This window comes from Microbacterium hydrocarbonoxydans, assembly GCF_011752045.1.
GTDB lineage: Bacteria > Actinomycetota > Actinomycetes > Actinomycetales > Microbacteriaceae > Microbacterium.
Genome location: NZ_JAAKXW010000003.1, coordinates 537,115 through 560,506, shown reverse-complemented (window position 1 = coordinate 560,506; position 23,392 = coordinate 537,115). Strand labels below are relative to the sequence as shown.

The following is a 23,392-nucleotide window of genomic DNA, read 5'->3' as shown; positions in this document are numbered from 1 at the left end:
AGGAGAAACTCTGATGAGTGCAAAGGCGACGAGCCAGGCGACCTGGGAGCAGGACGTCCTGAAGGCCGAGGGTCCCGTGCTGGTGGACTTCTGGGCCGAGTGGTGCGGACCGTGTCGCATGGTCTCGCCCGTGCTGGACGAGATCCAGGCCGACAACCCCGACAAGATCACCATCCTCAAGCTGAACGTGGACGAGAACCCGCAGCTGGCGATGCAGTACCAGATCACCTCCATCCCTGCGATGAAGGTCTTCCAGGGCGGAGAGGTCAAGACGACCATCATCGGCGCCAAGCCGAAGTTCGCCCTCGAGCAGGATCTCGCCGCCTACATCGGCTGAGCGTCTTCCCGCGGGCCGTCGAGCCCGGCGAAGCGAAGGGCCGTCACTTCCCGGGGAAGTGACGGCCCTTTCGTCGTTCAGCCCTTGTCCGACACCGGTCGGGTCGGATGCGGTTCTCGACCTGGCGTCCGAGGTTCCGATCCGACGAGCATCCGCGGCATGGGCTCAGGAGGCGACGGTCGGATCCCAGCGACGGTGCCGCTGCTTCTCGTCGAGTAGCCCCCACACCGCGGGCGTGAGCTCCGGGTACTCGAGCGCGATCTGCCGCAGCACCCGGTAGTGACGGGCCTCGTTCGGCCGTACCCCGTCGTTCGCAGCGATGTTGTCGGCGCGGAGCAGGTAGACGACGAGCTCGTCGACGCTCGGCAGCTCCTCCATGAACTCCCAGGGGTCCTCTCCCCCGAGCAGGCGCTCCTGGATGAGCACCGCGAGCTCGTCGGCCGCCTCGGCGCGCAGCACCTCGAGGCTGGCGCGGCGGGGAACGGACTCGCTCATGGTTCCAGCCTACGTGCAGAGCGGATGCCGGGGTCCACCGCCTCGGCATCCGCTCTGTGCTCAATGGCTGCCAGGCGCCGCGACGCTCCCCGTCATGTCCTCCAGCGACTTGCCCTTCGTCTCCTGCACGAACCGCCAGACGAACAGCAGCGACAGCAGAGCGAACGTCGCGTAGAGGCCGTAGGCGAGGCCGAGCGACAGGTCCTTGAGGCCGGGGAACGACACCGTGATGACCCAGTTCGCCACCCACTGCCCCGCCGCCGCGAGGGACAGCGCCGCCGCGCGCATCCGGTTCGGGAACATCTCGCCGAGCAGCACCCAGACGACGGGTCCCCACGACATGCCGAAGGCGATCACGAACAGGTTCGCCGCGATCAGGGCGATCGGTCCGGATGCGCCGTCGAGCACGGGCGCGCCGTCCACGACAGGGGCCGTCCCGAAGATCACGGCCATCGTGGCGAGCGTGACCGTCATGCCGATCGATCCGATGAGCAGCAGCGGCTTGCGACCGAACCGGTCGATCGTCGCGATCGCGATGAGCGTCGTGAGGATGTTGATCACCGCGCTGATGACGGTGATCACGAACGCCTGGGACTCGTCGAAGCCGACGGCCTCCCAGAGGATGTTCGAGTAGTAGAAGATCACGTTGATGCCGACGAACTGCTGGAACACGGACAGCAGCAGACCCACCCAGACGATGCCCGCGATCCTGCCGCCGGGAGTCTTGAGATCGGCCCAGGAGGGCTTCGTCGAGCGCTCCATGGTCTCCCGGATGCGGATGACGGTCGTCTCGATCTTGTCCGGCCCCATCAGCTTCGACAGGACGGCCTTCGCCTCCTCCACCCGGTGGTTGGCGACCAGGTAGCGCGGGGACTCCGGGATCGTGAGGGCCAGTCCCCCGTAGACGATCGCGGGCACGGCCATCGCGAGGAACATCCACTGCCAGGCGTCCAGCCCCCACCAGAACGGCTCAGCGGAGCCACCGGCCGCTGTGGCGATGAGGAAGTCCACGAGCAGCGAGACGAAGATGCCGGTGACGATCGCCAGCTGCTGCAGCGACGCCAGCCGGCCGCGGATGCGCGCCGGAGCGATCTCGGCGATGTAGGCCGGCGCGATCACCGACGCCATCCCGACTCCGAGACCGCCGACGATGCGCCCGGCGACGAGCACCCAGAGATCGGGCGCCAGCCCGGTGACGATCGCCGAGGCGAGGAACAGCACCGCCGCGATCTTCATGACGGCGAGCCTGCCGACCCGGTCGGCGATGCGGCCCGCCATCAGTGCGCCGACGGCGGCGCCGATGAGAGCGGATGCCACGGCGAACCCGAGCGCGATGGGGTCCGCCTCGAATGTCTTCTCGACCGCGGCCACCGCCCCGTTGATCACCGCGCTGTCGTACCCGAACAGGAATCCACCCAGCGCCGCCACGACGGCGATCCGGATGACCCCCGCGCTGCGCGAGTCCCCTTCTTCTTCGAAGATCGACTCCTCTTCGGTTGCTGCCCCTCCGTGTCCGGCCATCGCCACCCCTCCGATCAGTCTTCGTCGACCATCGGCGAGACGCCGGTGGTCAACACCCTGACACAACGAAGAACCGCGCGCCACAGGGATCTGCGACACGCGGTTCTTCGATCGAGCGGATGCCGTCAGCCGCGGCCGTAGCTCTCCTCGCCGAGCTCGCCGAGGATGCGATTGAGATCCTGGATCGATGCGAAATCGATCTTGACCTGGCCTTTCCGAGCGCCGAGAGAGATCTGGACCCGCGTGTTCAGCCGGTCGCCGAGCTTGCCGGCCACCTCGTCGAGGTAGGCGCGGCGTGCACCGGGAGTCGCCTTCGCGCTGCGACCGGGAGAGGTCGGCTCGGTCTTCGCCGCCACCTCGGTGGCACGCACCGAGAGGTCCTCGTTCACGACCTTGTCGGCCAGACGCTGCATGGCCTCGGGGGTCTCAAGGCTGAGGATCGCGCGCGCGTGTCCGGCGGTGAGCACTCCGGCGGCGACGCGCTGCTGCACCGGGACGGGCAGCTTGAGAAGACGGATCGTGTTGCTGATCTGCGGTCGGGAGCGTCCGATCCGGGTAGCCAGCTCCTCCTGCGTGATGCCGAAGTCCTCGAGCAGCTGCTGGTACGCCGACGCCTCCTCCAGCGGGTTCAGCTCCGAGCGGTGCAGGTTCTCGAGCAGCGCGTCACGAAGGAGGTCCTCGTCGGCGGTGTCGCGGACGATCGCCGGGATGAGGTCGAGCCCGGCTTCCCGAGCGGCGCGCGTGCGGCGCTCACCCATGATGAGCTCATAGTCGCCGTCGTTGTTCCTGCGGACCACGACCGGCTGCAGGACGCCGAACTCGCGGACGCTGTGCACCAGCTCAGCGAGGTCCTCGGCGTCGAAGTGCGTACGCGGCTGTCGCGGGTTCGGCACGATCTTGAGCGGATCGACCTGGATGAGATGGATGCCGGGCACGCTCTCGAGTGCGGGCTCCTCCTCTGCGACGGTCGTCTCGGCTGCGGGCCCGTCCGGGACCGGCCGGAGGTTCGCCCCCGGGAAGAACACGTCGACGGGACGCTCCGCCTGATCGGCCGTCGGGATCAGGGCGCCGATCCCCCGGCCCAGTCCTGTGCGCTTGGCCATCATCTCTCCTTGCTCTGCGTCGCACGCGACGCGATCTCGACGGCGGCTTCGCGGTACGCGACAGCGCCGGCCGACTGCCCATCGTAGGCGATCACGGTCTGCCCGAAACTCGGCGCCTCCGACACCCGCACCGAGCGCGGGATGACGGTGTTCAGCACCTGGGTCGGGAAGTGATTGCGGACCTCGTCGGCGACCTGCTGCGCGAGACGGGTCCGACCGTCGTACATCGTCAGCAGGATCGTCGACAGGTGAAGTGCGGGATTCAGGTGCTTCTGGATCATCTGGATGCTGCCGAGCAGCTGGCTCAACCCCTCCAGTGCGTAGTACTCGCATTGGATCGGGATGAACACCTCGGATGCCGCCGTGAAGGCGTTGATCGTGAGGAGCCCCAGCGACGGCGGGCAGTCGATGATCACGAAGTCCATCGGGTAGGTCTCGAGGTAGTCCAGCAGCGCCCGACGGAGCCGGTGCTCGCGGGCGACCTGCGCCACGAGCTCGATCTCGGCGCCGGCGAGGTGGATGGTGCTCGGCGCGCAGAAGAGATTCTCGCTCTCCGGGCTCTGCTGCACGATGTCCGCGAGGGGGAACTCCTCGATCAGCACGTCGTAGACGCTGGGGATGTCACCGCTGTGCGGAACTCCCAGCGCTGTCGATGCGTTCCCCTGCGGGTCGAGGTCGATGACCAGCACCTTGGCGCCGAGGGAGGCGAGGGCCGAGGCGATGTTCACCGCCGTCGTCGTCTTGCCGACCCCGCCCTTCTGGTTGGAGACGGTCAGCACCCGGGTCTCGCCGGAGAACTCCACGGTGACCGACTCCAGCACTTTTCGGCGGGCGGAGAGGTCTGCGAGCTCCCGTGCGAGGGGTGTGTCCATCCCGAAGGTGTTCGGTGATGCCTTTTCGGACTGTTTCACGTGAAACATCCACTCCTTTCGGGGCCGTGTTCCACTCTAATCGCTGTTGAGGACGTTGCTGAGCGGTGAGTGGGTGGCGATCGGGGGGATCGTCGTGCTTCGCTCGACGGCTGCGGTTTCCAGGGAATCTCGGTGACGGGCTCCGGGATGCTCCTCCTCATTCGCAGAGCGGGTTCCCTCCCGCTCCGCGGGCCCCTCCCGATGCTCATTCGGAGGACATCCCTGCGCCCTGACATCCCGAGCATCATGATGCTCTTCGGTGATCAGTGACTACACCCTCCCTTGGAAGTATGGGTGGGCAGCGTCTCGCTGCGCTCGACGACTGCGTGCGAACAGCTCGTGGTCGTTGGGTGGGCCGGAGGAGGCGAGTCGGCCCACGGTGTCATGTTTCACGTGAAACATGGACTTGCGGTGCCCTCGTGTGCCCAGGCGCCTGACGGGTCGGCATGTGAGGCGATGGAGTGCCCGACGGTATGACTCTCCTCGCGTCTTTCGAGGGATACGACCGGGGAAGATTCGCGTGGAGTCAGAGTGAGCGGAGGGCGTTGAGGACGTGGTCGCGCGCGGACCAGCGTCTTGTCACTCTCGTACATCATCCATCTGTCCAGCTGTTCGATGGTCCACTCCCAGTGGGAACGCTGAAGGACGACCGGGAGCAGATGGTCCAGGGGAGGCAGGCCCCATTCATCGCGTTCACCGTCGAAAGCAGCCGATGCTCTCCAGCCCACATCTCGCACACAGGCACCGTTGATCACGGACTCCATATTCAGCTCAACGACATCGGTCGCCATCGTGTTGTCGACACAGCTGTCCACTCGTGTCCAGAGGCCCGCAGGGACAGCGATCTTCAGATACTCCACGGCACTCATCCTGCCGATGTTTCACGTGAAACACGATCCCCTCTCCCCCACACCCACATTCAGCACCGGCCCGCCAGCCGCACCATGATCTCTACTGCGGTCGCATACCAACGAGCATCGAGCCCAATGCCTCAATGTTTCACGTGAAACACATCACCCCCGGGGCGTTCCTCGCTCCTCCCCTCACTCAAAGCCCGACCTTCCCAGAATGCCCGCACTCAGTGCTTCAAAAGCGAGGGTTACCCACGCAACGTCTGCGTGTCTACGCACGCAGTCGTCGAGCGCAGCGAGACGCTGCCCTACCCATATCTCCAAGAGAGGAGGGTGCAGTCACTGATCACCGAAGAGCATCATGATGCTCGGGATGTCAGGGCGCAGGGATGTCCTCCGAATGAGCATCGGGAGGGACCCGCGGAGCGGGAGGGAACCTGCTCTGCGAATGAGGAGGAGCATCCCGGAGCCCGCCACCGCAGAATCCCTAGAACCGCAGCCGTCGAGCGAAGCACGACGCTGCCCCCCACACCCACGAATGTTTCACGTGAAACACTCCGTAGGCGGAACTACCGCACCGTGGCCCGAACCACCCGGGTCGTCTCCGGCAGGACTCCCTCACCGAGAACCTCGACGCGCACATCCGACAGCCGGAACTTCTTGATCTGCTTCTGCGCCGCGTCGATCTCGTTCGCCGCGTTCATGCCCTTGAGGAGGGTGAGCTCTCCCCCATCGCGGACGAGCGGCGCGGTGATCGGAATCAGTGTGCGCAGTGCGCTGACCGCGCGAGCGGTGACCACGTCGAATCCCTCCGGCCGACGCACCTCTTCGGCGCGCGCACGGAGAACCTCGACGTTCGACAGGCCGAGCGAGGACACCTGTTCATTGAGCCAGGTGACGCGGCGCTCCATCGGCTCGATGAGGGTCCACTGCACATCGGGTCGGGCGATCGCGAGGACCAGTCCGGGCAGCCCTGCGCCAGAGCCGATGTCCGCGACGGAGCCGTGGAACAGGGGTGCCGCGATGACGCTGTTGAGGATGTGACGTGTCCAGAGCCGCGGCAGTTCGAGCGGACCGATCAGCCCGCGCTCCTCACCCTGATCCGCGAGAGCCGCGGTGAACGCGCGGGCGACATCGATACGGTCGCCGAAGAGTTCCGCAGCGTTCTCCGGTTCGGGTTCGACAGGGCTCATGAACATCCCTTCCACGAATGTTTCACGTGAAACGTCAGCGGCGACGCAGGACGGTGTGACGGTCCGCACCCTCGCCGTAGGACTCGGAGACGAGACCACGCTCCGCGGCGATGTCGTGCACGAGCTTGCGCTCGTAGCTGGACATCGCAGGCAGAGACGCCTGCGAGGCTCCTTCATCGAGCTTGCTCGCCGCCGCGTTCACCAGGGTCTCAAGCTGCCGGCGCCGGGCGTCCCGCGAGCCGCCGATGTCGAGGATGAGTCGCGAGAACGAACCGGTCTTGTTCTGCACCGCCAGGCGGGTGAGCTCCTGCAGCGCCTGGACCGTGTCCGGCGCGGAGAGAAGCGCGAGGGAGTCCCCCTCCGCCTCGACCGACACGTACGCACGGCCCTGTCGGACGTCGAGGTTCAGATCTCCGTCGATGTCCGCGATGTCCAGCAGTTCCTCGAGGTAGTCGGCAGCGACATCCCCCTCGTGCTCCAGCTGAGCGACCGTCGGCTCGGCGGTCTCCGTGATGTGCTCGCTCATGCCGCGCCGCCCTTCTTCTTCGCACGCTTCTTGCCCACCGGCTGCTGACGCTTCGGTGCCTCAGCCTTCGCCTTCTCGACCTCTTCGACCAGGCGCTGCTGCTCCGCCTCGTAGACGGACATCGGAACGACCTTGCCCGAGGCGCTGATCGCCTTGCCCTTGCGAGCCAGTCGCTCTTCACGAGCCTTGGCCGCTTCGGAACCCGGAGTGGGCATCTCACGGATGACCAGGAACTGCTGGCCCATGGTCCACAGGTTGGAGATGAACCAGTAGATGACGACGCCGAGCGGGAAGAACACACCGGAGAAGATGAAGCCCAGGGGCAGGACGTAGAGCATGATCTTCTGCATCTGGTACGCCTGACCGGTCTTGGCCTCCGGCGACAGGTTCTTCGAGATGATCTGCAGCTGGGTGATGAACTGCGAGGCGATCATGAGCACGACGAGCGTGACCAGGATGATGATCGCCGTCATGTTCTGAGCGTCGACCGCGTCACCGAGGGTCTGGTGCAGGGAGGCGACGCCGAACAGCTTGGCGTCGTAGAACTCCTTGGTGAGCTCGGGCGTCAGGAAGCCGACGCCTCCGATACCGTCCCTGGCATGCTTGCTCACATCGCTGAGCACGCTGTAGAGCGAGAAGAACACCGGCATCTGGACGAGAAGCGGCAGACAGCTCGACATGGGTGTGGTGCCGTGCTTCTTGTACAGCGCCATGGTCTCTCGGCTCATCGCCTCACGGCTGAGCTGATCCTTCTTGCCGCGGTACTTCTCCTGGACTTTTCGCAGTTCAGGAGCAATTTCCATCATCTTGCGCTGGCTCTTGATCTGCTTCACGAAGAGCGGGATCAGTGCCGCGCGCACGACGATGACAAGGCCGACGATGGACAGCACCCAGGTCAGGCCGGATGCCGCCGGCATCCCCACCGTGGTGAGCAGCCAATGCCAGGCGACGAGCACGAGCTCGACCAGCCACTTGAGAGGCCAGAGGATGGTCCCGATCAGGTCGAAACCACCGCCAGCGTCGGGAGACGGCGTGGTTTCAGCGAACAGAAGGTCAAGACCCACCGATCAGTCCTTTCGGGCAGGGACGACGAAACCGTGTGCGGTCAGGTCGTAGCGGAAATGTTCATGCGGGCGGACGTCGTCGACGCCGCCTCGAGTCCAGGGATTGCAGCGCAGGATGCGCCATGCCGAGAGCAGCGCGCCCCGCACGGCGCCGTGCTGCTGCACCGCACCTACAGCGTAGGCGGAACAGGAGGGGTAGTACGCGCAGACGTCTCCGTACATCGGGGAGATCACCCGGCGGTACCCGGCCAGGAAGCCCAGCACCAGATTCCGCGGGATCAGCGGGATGCTTCGGAGGAGATCCTCCCCGTGCAGCCGGGCCGTTCCCACCGACGAAGCGGGGAGCGCGGTCACGGCGAGACCCGCGTCAGACGACCGAGACACCGGTTCACATCGGCGCTGAGCTCGGCGTAGGTCGCCGTCGCGGATGCAGGAAGGGCACGGATGACGACATCCGTGCCCTCGGGAACCCGCGGCAGCGCCTCCGCACAGACGGCTTTGAGCCGCCGGCGGACGGTGTTGCGCACCACGGCGCCACCCACCTGCTTGCTGATGATGAATCCGAACCTCGCGGCTCTGCTCTCGCCCGTCGTCAGCATCGAGGTGACGACGCGCGCCCCTCCACACCGCGAACCGCGTCGAACGACCAGTCGATAGTCGCTCCCGCGGGTCAGCCGGAACGGGCGGGCGAGCACAGCGGAATTACGCGGAGAGCTCGGTGCGGCCCTTCGCGCGGCGTGCCGAGAGGATGGCGCGGCCGGCGCGGGTGCGCATACGGGCGCGGAAGCCGTGCTTCTTGGCGCGACGACGGTTGTTGGGCTGGAAGGTGCGCTTGCTCATGGAATCACTCCGGGAATGCTGCCACCGGAACCATTTCGACCGGAGACATAGGGAACTGCCGTTCAGGCATAAGTCAACCGATTAAGGGTACGTCCTGCCGGCGCGCAGAGCAAATCTGCGCGCTGCCCGGTGCTCTCTCCGCCGCTTACCGCACAGCCATTATCCACAACCTCATCCCCCGTCGCGCGTACAACACGCGCGCGGATTTTCAAGGGCAGGTTGCCGTTCACAGCCGGGATGACTACCGTGGCATCCGAAGTTATCCACAGGGGGGACGTGTTCCACGGCGGCCCTCCGCGATCCCCCGCCCGGAGCGTCATGTCCTCACCTGCCCAGCCCGACGTTCCGATCTGGACCACGGTGCAGGAGCTGCTCGAGGCGGACGACCGCGTCACCCCGCAGCTCCAGGGCTTCCTGAGCCTCGCCGTCCCGGCCGGCGTCATGGCGGCGACGCTCTACCTCGAGGTGCCCAACGACCTGACGGCCGCGCAGATCAACAAGCGCCTGCGCCTGCCGATCATGGAGGCGCTGTCCCACGTCGGCGACGAGGTCACCTCCTATCGCGTCGTCGTCAACCACGAGCTCGCCGAGCAGCCGAACTCCCCGATCGCCGTTCCCGACTTCGGCCGCCAGGATCAGTCCCGCACGGAATCCCCGATGGAGCAGCAGCCGACCCCGATCCGGCATGAATCGCGGCTGAACCCGAAGTACACCTTCGACAACTTCGTCATCGGTCAGTCCAACCGCTTCGCGCACGCCGCTGCGGTCGCGGTGGCCGAGGCGCCGGCGAAGGCGTACAACCCGCTCTTCATCTACGGCGACTCCGGACTCGGGAAGACGCACCTCCTCCACGCGATCGGCGACTACGCGCAGTCCCTCTACGCCGGGGTGAAGGTGCGGTACGTCTCCAGCGAGGAGTTCACGAACGACTTCATCAACTCGATCGCGAACAACCGCGGCGCCGCCTTCCAGGCGCGATACCGCGAGGTCGACATCCTCCTCATCGACGACATCCAGTTCCTCCAGGGACGCGCGGAGACGCAGGAGGCGTTCTTCCACACCTTCAACACGCTGCACGACCACAACAAGCAGGTCGTGATCACCAGCGATGTGGCGCCGAAGCTGCTCACCGGCTTCGAAGACCGGATGCGGAGCCGGTTCGAGTGGGGCCTGATCACCGATGTGCAGGCCCCCGACCTGGAGACCCGCATCGCGATCCTCCGCAAGAAGGCGCAGAGCGAGTCGCTGCACATCCCCGACGAGGTGCTCGAGTACATCGCGACCGTGGTCTCGTCGAACATCCGCGAACTCGAGGGTGCTCTCATCCGGGTGTCCGCCTTCGCCAGCCTCAACAGGTCGGCGCTGGACATCTCCCTCGCCCAGACGGTGCTGCGCGACATCATCGACACGGCCGAGGACAACATCATCTCGCCGACCGACATCATCACGGCGACGGCGCAGTACTTCAAGCTCACCGTCGACGACCTCTACGGATCGAGCCGGTCGCAGCAGATCGCCACGGCAAGGCAGATCGCCATGTACCTGTGCCGGGAGCGGACGAGCCTCTCCCTCCCGAAGATCGGCCAGCTGTTCGGCAACCGCGACCACACCACGGTCATGTACGCGTACAAGAAGATCAGCGAGCTCATGAAGGAGCGCCGGTCGATCTACAACCAGGTCACCGAGATCACCACACAGCTGGGTCGTCGCTGACCGCGCTTCTCGTCTCCTTGGAAGGGGGACACGGCATCCGTTCGGGGGCCGTGTCCCCCTTTCGGCTGACTTGACCCGTCTCGGAGGCATCCGGTAAATGCCACTTTGCACATGTGGATAACTTGTGGATGAATCCGGATCCGGTCGGGACGGATGTGGGCGAAACGGTGGAACCTGTGGATAACCACGAGAAACCCGAACTGGCTGTGGATGCCGCGAACCCGCGGATTCCTCAGGGATTCCACAAGTGACAGCCGTGTAGTTCCCTACTCGCGTCTGCTTTCCACCGACTTATCCACAGTATCCACAGTTGTTAACACCGTTAAGGAGTTAACCCGTTTCAGGCGCGATCCGATCACCAGACCGTGGGGACAGCGGCCCCGGAATCCCAAAACCCGCCGAGCGTAGGGATACCGCGGAGTTGGGGGCTAGCATGGGAAGCCCTGCACCGGCAGGAGCGAGCGCGTCGTGTCATTCGTGACGACGTGACGGAGAGAGCGACGAGGAGCACCCGTGAGGTTTCAGGTCAACCGCGATGTCTTCAGCGAGGCTGTGTCCTTCGTCGTCAAGCTCCTCCCGCAGCGGAACCCGCAGCCGATCCTCGCCGGAGTGCTGATCGAGGCCGACGGATCCGGGCTCACGCTGTCGGCCTTCGACTACGAGGCATCGGCGCGCACGACCATCGAGGCCACCGTCGACACTCCGGGCACGATCCTCGTGCACGGACGCCTGCTCTCCGACATCGCCAGCCGCCTTCCGAACGCTCCGATCGAGATCGCCGTCGAGGACGACGGCGGCATCGCGGTGACCTGCGGCTCCGCGCGCTTCACGCTGGCCGCCATGCCGGTCGAGGAATATCCGTCGATCCCGGAGGTCTCCGGGTCCTCCGGCGTCGTTCCCGCCGACGAATTCGGCACGGCGATCTCGCAGGTCGGATTCGCCGCTTCGCGCGACGACGTCACCCCGGTGCTCACCGGCGTTCAGCTCGAGGTCTCAGGTCAGAGCCTCAGCCTCGTCGCCACCGACCGCTACCGGGTCTCGCTCCGCGACGTCCCGTGGGACGGCGAGACCGTGGAGACCACCGCCCTGGTCCCCGCTCGCACCCTGGTCGAGGTCGGAAAGACCTTCGGCCATGCAGGGACGATCCAGATCGCGTTCTCCGGTGCCGGCGACCGCGAGATCATCGCCTTCACCGCGGGCAACAAAACCGTGACTTCTCTCCTGATCAAGGGCAATTTCCCGCCGGTTCGCCGGCTGTTCCCGGAGCAGACCGACCACTACGCGGTCGTCAACACCGCCGACCTCATCGAGGCCGTCCGCCGTGTGTCGCTGGTGCTCGACAGGTCCGCGCCGCTGCGTTTCACGTTCACGAGCGACAGCGTCACGATGGACGCCTCGGGCAGCGAGCACGCCCGCGCCTCCGAGTCCGTCGACGCGATCCTGTCCGGCGGCGACGAGGTCACTCTCGGACTGAACCCGCAGTACCTCACCGAGGCGCTCGGGGCGGTGAAGAGCGAGTTCGTGCGCATCACGTTCACGTCGAGCGACAACGCGAACAAGCTGAGCCCCGTCCTGATCACGAGCCAGACCTCCGTGGACCAGGCGGGACTCGACTCGTTCAAGTACCTCCTCCAGCCCAACCTCCTCCTCCGCTGATCTCGGATCTTCACGAGCGGATGCCGTGACCCGGTCCGCGCGCACGTCACCGCGTCTCGGAGTCTGCTGAAGTCCCGCACAATCTGACCGCCCGCAGCCGTCGAGCGAAGCGAGACGCTGCCACCCCCATAATCCGAACGATCGCGGTTGCTCACACCGGTCTCACCCGGATGTTCCGCGCTCGTCAGGGCGCAGGGATGCTCTCGGAGCGAGCATCGGGAGGGGCCCGCGAAGCGGGAGGGTCCCCGCTCTGCGAGCGAAGAGAGCATCCCGGAGCCCCGTTCGCGAAGCCCCGCACCGCCCACCACGCGACTGTCGGACCCCGAAGGTAGGCTGACTCCCGTGATTGTGGAACACCTGAGCCTGCTCGATTTCCGCAATTACGCGACCGCTGAACTCGCCCTGCACCGCGGACCGAACGTCCTCGTCGGCCGCAACGGCCAGGGCAAGACGAATCTCGCGGAAGCGGTCGTCTTCCTCGCGACGCTGGGTTCGCACCGGGTGTCCTCGGATGCCCCGATGGTGCGCGACGGTCAGGAGTTCGCGATCATCCGCGCCCGGCTCTCGCACGGCGAGCGGAAGGTGCTCGTCGAGGTGCAGCTCAACCGTCAGGGATCGAACAAGGCGCGCATCAACGGCTCGCCGTCGAAGACGAGCGAGCTCCCCCGGTACGCACACGTGGTGCTGTTCGCTCCGGAGGATCTGCAGATCGTCCGCGGCGATCCGTCGTCGCGCCGGCGGTTCGCCGATCAGCTTCTGATCCAGCGCACTCCGCGCATGGCTGCCGTGCTCGGCGACTACGACCGCGTGCTCAAGCAGCGCACCGCGCTGCTGAAGTCCGCGCGCGCCCGCGGCATCCGCGGTGAGGGCTTGAGCACGCTCGACGTGTGGGACGACAAGCTCGTCGCGCTCGGGTCCGAGATCATCGCCACGCGGCAGCGGCTGGCCGCCGACCTCCAGCAGCCCGTCGCCGACGCCTACGCCGCGATCGCCGGCGCCGATCACCGTCCGGAGCTGGAATGGGCGCTGTCCGTGCGAGGCGGTGACCCGGAAGAAGGCGAGGAGGCGGCATCCGCTTCTCAGCCTGATCAGGCGGATATCGCGGCGATGTTCCGCGCGTCGCTGCTCGCGAAGCGCAGCCAGGAGCTCGATCGGGGGCTCACGCTCACCGGTCCGCACCGCGACGACCTGATCCTGAGGGTCCGCGACCTGCCGGTGAAGGGGTACGCCTCCCATGGCGAATCGTGGTCGGTCGCCCTCGCGCTCCGGCTCGCCTCGGCCGAGCTGCTGCGGTCGGAGTCTCCGGCCGGCGACCCCGTCCTCATCCTCGACGACGTCTTCGCCGAGCTCGACGCCGATCGTCGCCAGCGTCTCGCCGCGCTGACCGCGGGTTACGAGCAGGTGGTGGTGACCGCCGCGGTGGAGGAGGATATCCCCGAGGTGCTGCATGCGCACGTGGTGCGGATCAGCGCCGGCACGATCAGCGACGAGCGGGCCGTTCGAGCGGCTCAGGAACCGGGTCAGGATGAGTGACATCACGACGCCCCCGGCATCCGACGCGCCGGAGACCGTCGCCACCTACCTGCGTCTGCGCGGGCTGCAGCCGAGCTCGAAGAACTGGAAGCGCAAGCGACGCATCGTCACCGACGACGACAACGCGCCCTTCACGCCGGGGCGGGACCCGGGATCGCTCGGCGCCGTCCTCGACAAGCTCAGCCGCGACTCCGGATGGCAGATCACCCTCGCCAGGGAGGATCTGGTCCGCCAGTGGGCGGATCTCGCCGGGTCAGACACCGCGAAGCACTCCGAACCGGTGTCTCTCGAGCGCGGACTGCTCACCGTGAAGTGCGACTCGACGGCCTGGGCGAAGAACCTGCAGTACATGCGTGCGACGATCCTCACCGAGATCGGCCGGAGGTATCCGGATGCCGGTGTCGAGAACCTCCGCTTCATCGGACCGGACGTCCCCTCCTGGAAATGGGGTCCCAGAGTCGTTCCAGGGCGGGGCCCGCGCGATACCTACGGGTAGGACACCACGCAAGGGGTCTGACACGCTCAGAGGGCCACACGCGGCTTCTGAGCCGCATCTCGCGACAAAACCCGGCTAGACTGGGAGTTCGTGATATCGATGTGGAGAATGCCCTCTGATGACGCCTGAATCCCCTGCTGACGAGACGGAATCGAACATCGGGGGAACCCCCGCCCCGCAGGCGGGCTCAGGGACCCAGCCCGCATCGGAAGCACCCGCGAAGGAGCACGCCGAGTACGGCGCCGACTCCATCCAGATCCTCGAGGGTCTCGAGGCCGTGCGCAAGCGCCCCGGCATGTACATCGGATCCACGGGTCCGCGCGGTCTGCACCACCTCGTCTACGAGATCGTCGACAACTCCGTCGACGAGGCTCTCGCCGGCTACGCCGACACGATCCTCGTGACGCTGCTGGAGGACGGCGGCGTCCGCGTCATCGACAACGGCCGGGGCATCCCGGTCGACCCGCACTCCTCCGACCCGACGAAGTCGACGGTCGAGGTCGTCCTGACGATCCTGCACGCCGGCGGCAAGTTCGGCGGCGGCGCCTACGCGGTCTCGGGCGGCCTGCACGGCGTCGGCTCGTCGGTGGTGAACGCCCTGTCGACCCGGTTCGAGGTCGAGGTCAAGCAGAAGGGCTTCGTCTGGCGGCACAGCTTCGCGAACGGCGGCGCCCCGCAGCAGCAGCTGGAGAAGGGCGAGGCGACCGAGGAGACCGGCACGAGCATCACGTTCTGGCCGGATGCCGAGATCTTCCAGGAGACCGTCGAGTTCGACTACGACACCCTCCGCACCCGCTTCCAGCAGATGGCGTTCCTGAACAAGGGGCTGCGCATCGAGCTGCACGACGAGCGACCCGGAGCCGCCTACGAGGTGGAGGTCGAGGGGCAGACCGTCCTCAAGCAGCCGAACGACGTGTTCTTCTACGAGCGCGGCCTGGTCGACTACGTCGAGTACCTGAACAAGGTGCGTCACGCGGAGGTCGTCAACGACGAGATCATCGCCTTCGACTCGGAGGACACCGAGCGCAAGATCTCCCTCGAGGTCGCGATGCAGTGGACCACCTCGTACACGGAGAACGTGTTCACCTACGCGAACACGATCAACACCCACGAGGGCGGCACCCACGAGGAGGGCTTCCGCGCGGCCCTGACCACGCTGGTCAACAAGTACGCCCGCGCGAACAACCTCCTCAAGGAGAAGGACGACAACCTCTCCGGCGACGACGTCCGTGAGGGCCTCACCGCCGTCATCTCGATCAAGCTCGGCGAGCCGCAGTTCGAGGGCCAGACGAAGACCAAGCTCGGCAACACCGAGGCGAAGGCGTTCGTGCAGAAGGTCGTGGGCGATCAGCTCGGCGACTGGTTCGAGCGCAACCCGAGCCAGGCGAAGAACGTCATCCGCAAGGCGATCGACGCGGCGACCGCCCGCCTCGCGGCACGGAAGGCACGGGAGACCGCGCGCCGGAAGAGCGTGTTCGAGTCCGCCGCGATGCCCGACAAGCTCAAGGACTGCACGAGCAAGGACCCGTCGATCAGCGAGATCTTCCTCGTCGAGGGTGACTCCGCAGGCGGTTCCGCCGTGCAGGGCCGCGACCCGCACACGCAGGCGATCCTCGCTCTCCGCGGCAAGATCCTCAACGTGGAGCGCGCCCGCCTCGACAAGGCGCTGGGCAACAAGGAGGTCCAGGCGATGATCCAGGCCTTCGGCACCGGCATCGGCGAGGACTTCGACATCGAGAAGGCGCGGTACCACAAGATCGTGCTGATGGCGGATGCCGACGTCGACGGCCAGCACATCACCACGCTGCTGCTGACGATGCTGTTCCGGTACATGCGCGGTCTGATCGAGGCCGGCTTCGTCTACCTCGCGATGCCGCCGCTGTACCGCCTGAAGTGGTCGAACTCCGCGCACGAGTACGTGTTCAGCGACGCCGAGCGCGACGCCCTGCTCAAGCACGGGCTCGAGAACGGCAAGCGGATCCCGAAGGATGCCGGCATCCAGCGCTACAAGGGTCTCGGCGAGATGAACCCGAAGGAGCTGTGGGAGACCACGATGGATCACACCACGCGCACGCTCCGCCAGATCACCATCGACGATGCGGCGGCGGCCGACGAGATCTTCAGCGTGCTGATGGGCGAGGACGTCGAGTCCCGCCGTGGCTTCATCCAGCGCAACGCCAAGGACGTCCGCTTCCTCGACATCTGAACGAGAGCGTTTCGTCTCGCTTCGCTCGCTCAACGACCGGAAACTGAAGAGAACACATGACTGACGACATCCGCCCCGAGCCGGAACACGACCACGGCAAGATCGACCAGGTCGATCTGCAGTCGGAGATGCAGCGCAGCTACCTCGATTACGCGATGGCCGTCATCGTGGGTCGCGCTCTGCCCGACGTCCGCGACGGCCTGAAGCCGGTGCACCGCCGGGTGATCTACGGCATGTACGACGGCGGGTTCCGCCCCGACAAGTCGTTCTCCAAGTGCGCCCGCGTCGTCGGCGAGGTCATGGGCCAGTACCACCCGCACGGCGACTCGGCGATCTACGACGCCCTCGTCCGCCTCGTGCAGCCGTGGTCGCTGCGCTACCCGCTGGCCCTCGGCCAGGGCAACTTCGGCTCCCCCGGGAACATGGGCGCCGCCGCCCCCCGGTACACCGAGACCAAGATGGCCCCGCTCGCGCTCGAGATGGTGCGGGACATCGAAGAGGACACGGTCGACTTCACCGACAACTACGACGGCCAGACCCAGGAGCCGACCGTCCTGCCGGCCCGCTTCCCGAACCTGCTCGTCAACGGCTCGGTCGGCATCGCGGTCGGCATGGCCACCAACATCCCGCCGCACAACCTCCGCGAGGTGTCGGCGGCTGCGCTCTGGGCGCTCGACAACCCCGGCATCAGCAGGGAGGAGCTGCTCGACGGCCTCATCCAGCGCATCCCCGGGCCGGACTTCCCGACCGGCGCGCAGATCCTCGGCACCAAGGGCATCCACGAGGCGTATCGCACCGGGCGCGGCTCGATCACGATGCGCGCGGTCGTGAACGTCGAGGAGATCCAGGGCCGCACCTGCCTCGTCATCACCGAACTGCCGTACCAGGTCAACCCCGACAACGTCGCGGTGAAGATCGGCGACCTCGCCCGTGACGGCAAGATCACGGGCATCGCGGACATCCGCGACGAGTCCTCGGATCGCACCGGCCAGCGTCTCGTCGTCGTCCTCAAGCGGGATGCCGTCGCGAAGGTCGTCCTCAACAACCTGTACAAGCACACCCAGCTGCAGGAGAACTTCGGCGCGAACATGCTCGCGATCGTCGACGGCGTGCCGCGCACCCTCGCGATCGACGGGTTCGTCACGCACTGGATCACCCACCAGCTCGAGGTCATCGTGCGCCGGACGCGCTTCCGCCTCGCCAAGGCCGAGGCGCGGATGCACATCCTGCGCGCCTACCTCAAGGCGCTCGACGCCCTCGACGAGGTCATCGCGCTGATCCGCCGCTCTCCCACGGTCGACGAGGCCCGGGTCGGACTGAAGGCGCTGCTCGACATCGACGACGACCAGGCCGACGCCATCCTGCAGATGCAGCTGCGCCGCCTCGCCGCCCTCGAACGGCAGAAGATCCTCGACGAGGCCGAGGAGCTCGAGGCGCTCATCACGCAGTACAACGCGATCCTCGTCGACGAGGCGCTCCAGCGCGACATCATCCGCGAGGAGCTCACCGGCATCGTCGACCGCTTCGGCGACGAGCGCCGCACGCACATCCTGCACGGCTTCGACGGCGACGTCTCGATGGAGGACCTCATCGCCGAAGAGGAGATGGTCGTCACCGTCACCCGTGAGGGCTACATCAAGCGGACGCGCAGCGACAACTACCGTTCTCAGCATCGCGGCGGCAAGGGCGTGAAGGGCGCGCAGCTGCGGGCGGATGACATCGTCGAGCACTTCTTCGTGACGACCACGCACCACTGGCTGCTGTTCTTCACGGACAAGGGCCGGGTCTACCGCTCCAAGACCTACGAGGTGCCGGAGGCGGGCCGCGACGCGAAGGGCACGCACGTCGCGAACCTGCTCGCGCTGCAGCCCGACGAGAAGATCGCGCAGATCCTCGACATCCGGGACTACGAGGTCGCCGACTACCTGGTTCTCGCGACCCGTGACGGCCTGGTCAAGAAGACCACCCTGTCCAGCTACGACACGAACCGTCAGGGCGGCGTCATCGCGATCCGTCTCAACGACGAGGACGAGCTGGTCAGCGCGCTGATGGTGAACGCGGAGGACGACATCCTCCTCATCAGCCGCAAGGGCATGTCGGTGCGGTTCAGCGCGACCGACGAGGCGCTGCGGCCGATGGGCCGCGCGACCGCCGGCGTGAAGGGCATGAAGTTCCGCGAGGGGGACAGCCTGCTCTCGGCATCCGTCGCCGCCCCCGGCCAGTACGTGTTCGTCGTCACCGACGGCGGCTACGCGAAGCGCACGGCGATCGAGGAGTATCGCGTGCAGGGTCGTGGCGGTTTCGGCATCAAGGTCGCGAAGCTCAACGACGATCGGGGCACTCTCGCGGGTGGTCTGATGGTGGCAGAGGACGACGAGGTCTTGGTGGTTCTGTCCAGCGGCAAGGTGGTACGCTCTGCCGTGGCCGAGGTGCCCGCCAAGGGCCGAGACACCATGGGAGTGGTGTTCGCACGGACGACGGAAGCCGACCGTATCCTCGCCATCGCCCGCAACGGCGAGCGGGGCCTCACCGAGGAAGACGAACCGGGTGAGGCGGAGGCCGACCCGAACGCCTCCGAGACCACACAGAACCCTGAGGAAGCAGACGCATGAGCACAGTGGCCGACAAGCTGGCGAAGAAGTCCACGCGGAAGACCAGTGGCAAGCAGGTCCGGCTGCGCCTGGTCTACGTCGACTTCTGGTCGGCCGTGAAGCTCTCCTTCCTGGGAGCGGTCGCCCTGGCCATCGTCACGATGGTGTCGTTCTTCCTCATCTACCTGGTGCTCCAGGCCACCGGCATCCTGACCCAGGCCGACGGCTTCATCGCAACGCTCACCGACGACGCGGTGAAGCTCTCCGAGGTGGCGGGACTCCCGCAGGTGATGGCGTTCGCCGCGGTCGTCTCGATCCTGAACCTCATCGTCTTCACGGTGCTCGGCGCCGTGGTCGCGGGCATCTACAACGTCGCGGTGAAGGTGACGGGCGGGCTGCTCGTCGGCTTCATGTCGAACTAGTCTCTCGTTCGGCCCTTGTGGGTCGGACTCCGTGATGCCCTCTTCAGATGAAGAGCGGGGACCCCTACCCCGATTCATCTGAAGAGGGCATCACTGCGCCCTCCGCATCCGTAGGGAGGCATGGCTTCGCAGCCGCCGAGGCAGCTGCTCTGAGGTATGGGGCTAGACGATGCCGGTGGTGCCGAGGAGGGTGCCGATCAGCCAGGTGGCCAGCAGGGCGAGCCCGCCGCCGATGACCAGGCGGACGGATGCTCGCAGCGGCCGGGAGCCTCCGATGCGCGCGGAGACCGCGCCGGTGGCGGCGAGGGCGATGAGCACCGCCAGGAAGGTGACGGGCACCCGCCACTCCGGCGGCGGCAGCAGGATCGCGAGAAGCGGCAGCAGGGCTCCGAGGGTGAACGAGACCGCTGAGGAGAGCGCCGCGTGCCACGGGTTCACCAGGTCGTGCTGGTCGATGCCGAGTTCCACCTCGAGGTGGGCGGCGAGGGCGTCGTGAGCGGTGAGCTCCTCCGCGACCCTGTGAGCCGTCTCCTCGCTGAGACCGCGGTCGCGGTACAGGGAGGTGAGTTCCGCGAGTTCGGCATCCGGCATGGTCCGCAGCTCCTCGCGCTCCTTCGCGATGAGCGCGCGCTCGCTGTCGCGCTGGCTGCTCACCGAGACATACTCCCCGAGGGCCATGGAGATCGCGCCGCCGACCAGCCCGGCGAGTCCGGCGGTGAGCAGCGCCGCGCTGGACGTCGTCGCACCGGCCACGCCGACGACCAGGGACGCGACCGACACGATGCCGTCGTTCGCGCCGAGGACGCCGGCGCGCAGCCAGTTGAGGCGCTGGCCGATCCCTGCGCCGTGCTCTTCTCCATCATGTGCGCTCATGACCCCAGTGTCCCCCTCCTCGCGTTCGAATCGCGCGAATGACCCCGAGGCGGGTCCGGTGACCGCAACATGAGCGATTCGAACGGTAGGGAAAACCCGAAGCGCGTTGTCCGGATGGCTCCGTGTCGCCGCGGTACCGCCGCCCGTACCTTGGGACTATGACCACACAGACTGCGATCACACAGCAGCCGAAGGCGGCACGACCGCCCCTGCGGATCCTCCTCACGATCCTGCACCTCGCCGCCCTCGGCGTCATCGGCGGCGCCATCCTCGGGATGCTCGGCGGACTCCTCGGCGCCGGCCTCGGCCTCCTCTTCGCCTTCGGGGTCGGCGTCATCCTCCTCGTGGGCCTCGTCTACGCCCTCTTCGGCGTCGGCTGGTTCGAGGTGGCACGGGTCGGCGCGCTGTACCGCGTGCCGCTCGCCCCGCTGGGTCTGCGATCGAGCGGCCGCCCCGGTTTCAGCGGCTGGCTCCGCTCCCTCGGGCGGCAGTCGATCGACGGGCGCATGTGGCGCGCGATCGCGAATTTCGCCCTCGCCTGCCTCGGCGGCGCGATCGTGCTGCGACTGTTCTGGAGCATGATCTGGTCGGCGATCATCTCCTTCGCACCGTTCAGCGGCGAGAGCACCGTCGCCGGTCCGTTCGGCAGCGTGATCGCCACCGCGTGGGCGCCGCTCGTCGGCATCCTCGGCGCGGCGGCGGCAGCAGCCGGCATCATCGGGGTGGCCCTGCTGCACCGCGTGCTCTCCCTCGCCATCGTCGTCCCCAGCCGCGAGGCCGAGCTCACCGAGCGGGTCCGCACCACGACCGCGCAGCGCGAGGGCGCCGTGCGCGCCGCCGACCTGGAGCGCACCCGCATCGAGCGGGACCTGCACGACGGCGTCCAGCCGCGTCTCGTCTCCGTCGGGATGACCCTCGGCCTCGCCCAGCAGAAGATCGAGGACGACCCGGAGACCGCGAAGGCGCTGATCGCGGAGGCGCACACCTCCACCAAGGCCGCGATCACCGAGCTGCGGCAGCTCGCCCGCGGCATCCACGCCTCCGTGCTCGACGACCGCGGTCTCGACGCCGCACTGTCGGCGCTCGCGGGCCGCTCGCACATCCCCGTGAACCTCGACGTCCGGATGGACGGGCGCTGCAGCCGTGAGGCGGAGGCCGCCGTCTACTTCGCCATCGCCGAGTCCCTCACCAACGCGGCCAAGCACTCCCGTGCCAGCGAGGCGCGCGTCACCGTGCGGATCCGGGAGGGCAACACCCTCTGGGCCCGGGTGGAGGACAACGGCATGGGCGGCGCGCAGGTGCAGCCCGGCGGAGGACTCGACGGCATCGCCAACCGCATCCTCGCGGCCGGCGGCACGTTCCGGCTGGACAGCCCGCAGGGCGGGCCGACGAGCCTGGAGGTGAACGTGCCATGCGCATCCTGATCTGCGAAGACAGCGTCCTCCTCCGGGAAGGACTCGTCCGCCTCCTCGAGGACGCCGGCCACCGGGTCGTCGCCGCCCTCCCCGACACCGACGGCCTCACCGAGGCGGTCGCCGAGGAGAGGCCCGAGCTCTGCATCCTCGACGTGCGGCTCCCCCCGACCTTCACCGACGAGGGCATCCGTGCGGCGCTCGCCCTCCGAGCGTCGAACCCGGCGCTCCCCCTCCTCGTGCTCTCGCAGTACGTCGAGGAGCGCTACGCCTCGGATCTCATCGCCTCCCAGAGCGGACCGGCGCAGAGCGGACCTCTCGGCTACCTGCTCAAGGACAGGGTCGCCGACGTCTCGGAGTTCCTCGCCTCCGTGCAGCGGATCGCCGAGGGGGCGACGGTGCTCGATCCCGAGGTGGTCGCGCAGCTGCTGACGCGGCGGAACCGGGACGATCGGATGCTGCGGCTCACCGAACGCGAGCGCACCGTGCTCGCACTCATCGCCGAGGGCAAGTCGAACCAGGCGATCGCCGCGCTCCTCTTCCTCTCCGAGGCGAGCGTCGAGAAGCACATCACCTCCATCTTCCAGAAGCTGGGCCTCGAGCCGGACGAGTCGGGAAACCGCCGCGTGCTCGCCGCCCTCGCCCACATCGAGAACACGGGCGGGACCACTCCTCCCGCCGGCCAGACAGGAGCCACACGATGAGCACCGAAGACCAGACCCCCGAAGTCACCGGCACGCAGGGCGGGCACACTCCGCTGACCCCGCCGCCGGCGACCCCGGCGACCCCGCCGGCCCCGTCCGCACCGCCGGCCACTCCGCCGCTCCCGGCGGATCCTGCGTCCGCCTCGCGGATCCCCGGAGCCACGGCGATCACCGTCGTCACGGCGGTGATCGGCGGGATCGCGCTGCTCGGCTCCGGAGCCACGGCGGCGGTGGCCGCGTCCGGAGACCTCGTGCGCACCGACACCGTGCAGACGCTCGACGTGACGGGCATCTCCGGTCTCGACCTCGACGTCAACGCGTCCGATGTCCGCGTCGAGTTCGGCGACGTCTCCGAGGCGGAGCTCGCGGTCACCAGCGGCCGGGGCCGCATCTGGACGCTGGAGCGCGACGACGACGAGCTCCTCGTCCGCAGCCCGGACACGCGGTTCGGCTGGTGGTTCGGGAACTGGTTCGACGACGAGGAGACCGTGGTGCTGACCCTCCCCGAGGAGCTGCAGGATGGCGGCCTCGACGCGTCGCTGACGCTGAACGCGGGGAGCCTCACCGTCTCCGGGACGTTCGACGAGCTCGACGTGGAGGTCACGGCCGGGGATCTCACCGTCGACGGAGCGGCGACCGTGCTGGACGCCCAGCTCAGCGCGGGCGGCGCGGACATCCTCCTCGACGGCGTGAAGACCGCGGTCTTCGGCGTCTCGGCGGGAGACCTCGCGGTCGAGCTCACCGGAACCGCGCCCACGGACACCACGATCGACGTCAGCGCCGGCGAGCTGGACCTCACCGTTCCGGAGGGCGGCTACAGGGTGACGCAGAGCGTCTCCGCAGGAACCCTCGACAACGAGCTGGACCAGGACTCCGACTCCCGTCGCACCATCGACGTCTCGGTCTCCGCAGGCACCGTCACGCTGCGTCCGGGCAGCTGAACGG

Annotated in this window: 22 protein-coding genes; 11 read left to right on the top strand and 11 right to left on the bottom strand. The window is 67.3% G+C overall.

The annotated features are described in order from the left end of the window. Window positions 1–13: 13 nt before the first annotated feature. On the top strand, window positions 14–337 hold the full coding sequence (trxA, locus tag G6G98_RS13660) for a thioredoxin (RefSeq protein ID WP_067357070.1): 324 nt from the start codon (window positions 14–16) through the stop codon (window positions 335–337). Between the two features lie 165 nt (window positions 338–502). Here the strand turns inward: trxA and G6G98_RS13655 are convergent, their stop codons facing one another. The 10 genes from G6G98_RS13655 to rpmH form a co-directional block, all read right to left on the bottom strand. After that, the gene (locus G6G98_RS13655) at window positions 503–832 is read right to left on the bottom strand and encodes a tryptophan synthase subunit alpha (protein WP_164233987.1); all 330 of its coding nucleotides are present in this window, start codon (window positions 830–832) and stop codon (window positions 503–505) included. 60 nt (window positions 833–892) lie between these two features. Continuing rightward, a complete protein-coding gene (locus G6G98_RS13650; protein ID WP_164233988.1) occupies window positions 893–2,353 on the bottom strand; it encodes a sugar porter family MFS transporter in 1,461 nt (486 codons plus the stop codon). A 125-nt stretch (window positions 2,354–2,478) separates the two neighbouring features. Then, window positions 2,479–3,456, bottom strand: coding sequence for a ParB/RepB/Spo0J family partition protein (locus G6G98_RS13645; RefSeq protein ID WP_084788460.1), 978 nt, complete (start codon window positions 3,454–3,456; stop codon window positions 2,479–2,481). Beyond that, a complete protein-coding gene (locus G6G98_RS13640) occupies window positions 3,456–4,376 on the bottom strand; it encodes a ParA family protein (RefSeq protein WP_164233989.1) in 921 nt (306 codons plus the stop codon). Before G6G98_RS13640 ends, G6G98_RS13645 begins: the two co-directional genes overlap by 1 nt. 1,411 nt (window positions 4,377–5,787) lie before the next feature. After that, the gene (gene rsmG / locus G6G98_RS13635; protein WP_164233990.1) at window positions 5,788–6,411 is read right to left on the bottom strand and encodes a 16S rRNA (guanine(527)-N(7))-methyltransferase RsmG; all 624 of its coding nucleotides are present in this window, start codon (window positions 6,409–6,411) and stop codon (window positions 5,788–5,790) included. 34 nt (window positions 6,412–6,445) lie between these two features. Beyond that, complete coding sequence (locus G6G98_RS13630) at window positions 6,446–6,937, bottom strand: protein jag (RefSeq protein ID WP_067357055.1); 492 nt, start codon at window positions 6,935–6,937, stop codon at window positions 6,446–6,448. Further along, window positions 6,934–8,001 carry a membrane protein insertase YidC gene (gene yidC / locus G6G98_RS13625; protein ID WP_067357052.1) on the bottom strand — a complete coding sequence of 356 codons (1,068 nt, stop codon included), beginning with the start codon at window positions 7,999–8,001 and terminating at the stop codon, window positions 6,934–6,936. Before yidC ends, G6G98_RS13630 begins: the two co-directional genes overlap by 4 nt. A 3-nt stretch (window positions 8,002–8,004) precedes the next feature. After that, complete coding sequence (gene yidD / locus G6G98_RS13620; protein ID WP_164233991.1) at window positions 8,005–8,355, bottom strand: membrane protein insertion efficiency factor YidD; 351 nt, start codon at window positions 8,353–8,355, stop codon at window positions 8,005–8,007. After that, window positions 8,352–8,696, bottom strand: a complete 345-nt coding sequence (gene rnpA / locus G6G98_RS13615) for a ribonuclease P protein component (protein ID WP_084788459.1) — start codon at window positions 8,694–8,696, stop codon at window positions 8,352–8,354. Before rnpA ends, yidD begins: the two co-directional genes overlap by 4 nt. Window positions 8,697–8,703: 7 nt before the next feature. Then, on the bottom strand, window positions 8,704–8,841 hold the full coding sequence (rpmH, locus tag G6G98_RS13610; protein ID WP_022879826.1) for a 50S ribosomal protein L34: 138 nt from the start codon (window positions 8,839–8,841) through the stop codon (window positions 8,704–8,706). A gap of 237 nt (window positions 8,842–9,078) precedes the next feature. Here rpmH and dnaA point away from each other — a divergent pair, with 237 nt between their 5' ends. The 7 genes from dnaA to G6G98_RS13575 all read left to right on the top strand — a co-directional run bounded on the left by dnaA (window position 9,079) and on the right by G6G98_RS13575 (window position 19,458). Continuing rightward, window positions 9,079–10,554 (top strand): chromosomal replication initiator protein DnaA, encoded by a 1,476-nt coding sequence (dnaA, locus tag G6G98_RS13605; protein ID WP_432207076.1) that lies wholly within the window; start codon window positions 9,079–9,081, stop codon window positions 10,552–10,554. 513 nt (window positions 10,555–11,067) lie between these two features. Further along, complete coding sequence (gene dnaN / locus G6G98_RS13600) at window positions 11,068–12,210, top strand: DNA polymerase III subunit beta (RefSeq protein WP_164233992.1); 1,143 nt, start codon at window positions 11,068–11,070, stop codon at window positions 12,208–12,210. A 342-nt stretch (window positions 12,211–12,552) separates the two neighbouring features. After that, the gene (gene recF, locus G6G98_RS13595) at window positions 12,553–13,743 is read left to right on the top strand and encodes a DNA replication/repair protein RecF (RefSeq protein WP_164233993.1); all 1,191 of its coding nucleotides are present in this window, start codon (window positions 12,553–12,555) and stop codon (window positions 13,741–13,743) included. Further along, window positions 13,736–14,239 (top strand): DUF721 domain-containing protein, encoded by a 504-nt coding sequence (locus tag G6G98_RS13590; RefSeq protein WP_067357034.1) that lies wholly within the window; start codon window positions 13,736–13,738, stop codon window positions 14,237–14,239. The genes recF and G6G98_RS13590 overlap by 8 nt, the downstream gene beginning before the upstream one ends. 118 nt (window positions 14,240–14,357) lie before the next feature. After that, the gene (gene gyrB, locus G6G98_RS13585) at window positions 14,358–16,445 is read left to right on the top strand and encodes a DNA topoisomerase (ATP-hydrolyzing) subunit B (RefSeq protein WP_164233994.1); all 2,088 of its coding nucleotides are present in this window, start codon (window positions 14,358–14,360) and stop codon (window positions 16,443–16,445) included. Window positions 16,446–16,501: 56 nt separating this feature from the next. Continuing rightward, complete coding sequence (gene gyrA / locus G6G98_RS13580) at window positions 16,502–19,057, top strand: DNA gyrase subunit A (protein ID WP_067357031.1); 2,556 nt, start codon at window positions 16,502–16,504, stop codon at window positions 19,055–19,057. Beyond that, window positions 19,054–19,458, top strand: a complete 405-nt coding sequence (locus G6G98_RS13575; RefSeq protein ID WP_067357028.1) for a DUF3566 domain-containing protein — start codon at window positions 19,054–19,056, stop codon at window positions 19,456–19,458. Before gyrA ends, G6G98_RS13575 begins: the two co-directional genes overlap by 4 nt. A gap of 162 nt (window positions 19,459–19,620) precedes the next feature. On the opposite strand, the gene G6G98_RS13570 is transcribed toward G6G98_RS13575, so the two are convergent. Next, window positions 19,621–20,331 carry a VIT1/CCC1 transporter family protein gene (locus tag G6G98_RS13570; protein ID WP_067357025.1) on the bottom strand — a complete coding sequence of 237 codons (711 nt, stop codon included), beginning with the start codon at window positions 20,329–20,331 and terminating at the stop codon, window positions 19,621–19,623. Between the two features lie 158 nt (window positions 20,332–20,489). On the opposite strand from G6G98_RS13570, the gene G6G98_RS13565 reads away from it, so the two are divergent. Genes G6G98_RS13565 through G6G98_RS13555 form a run of 3 tightly spaced genes read left to right on the top strand, consistent with a single transcriptional unit; the run spans window position 20,490 to window position 23,388 of the window. After that, window positions 20,490–21,755: a sensor histidine kinase gene (locus tag G6G98_RS13565; protein ID WP_164233995.1), complete on the top strand. Its 1,266-nt coding sequence runs from the start codon at window positions 20,490–20,492 to the stop codon at window positions 21,753–21,755. After that, window positions 21,743–22,447, top strand: coding sequence for a LuxR C-terminal-related transcriptional regulator (locus G6G98_RS13560; RefSeq protein WP_164233996.1), 705 nt, complete (start codon window positions 21,743–21,745; stop codon window positions 22,445–22,447). The genes G6G98_RS13565 and G6G98_RS13560 overlap by 13 nt, the downstream gene beginning before the upstream one ends. After that, window positions 22,444–23,388 (top strand): DUF4097 family beta strand repeat-containing protein, encoded by a 945-nt coding sequence (locus tag G6G98_RS13555; RefSeq protein ID WP_164233997.1) that lies wholly within the window; start codon window positions 22,444–22,446, stop codon window positions 23,386–23,388. Before G6G98_RS13560 ends, G6G98_RS13555 begins: the two co-directional genes overlap by 4 nt. Window positions 23,389–23,392 lie beyond the last annotated feature (4 nt).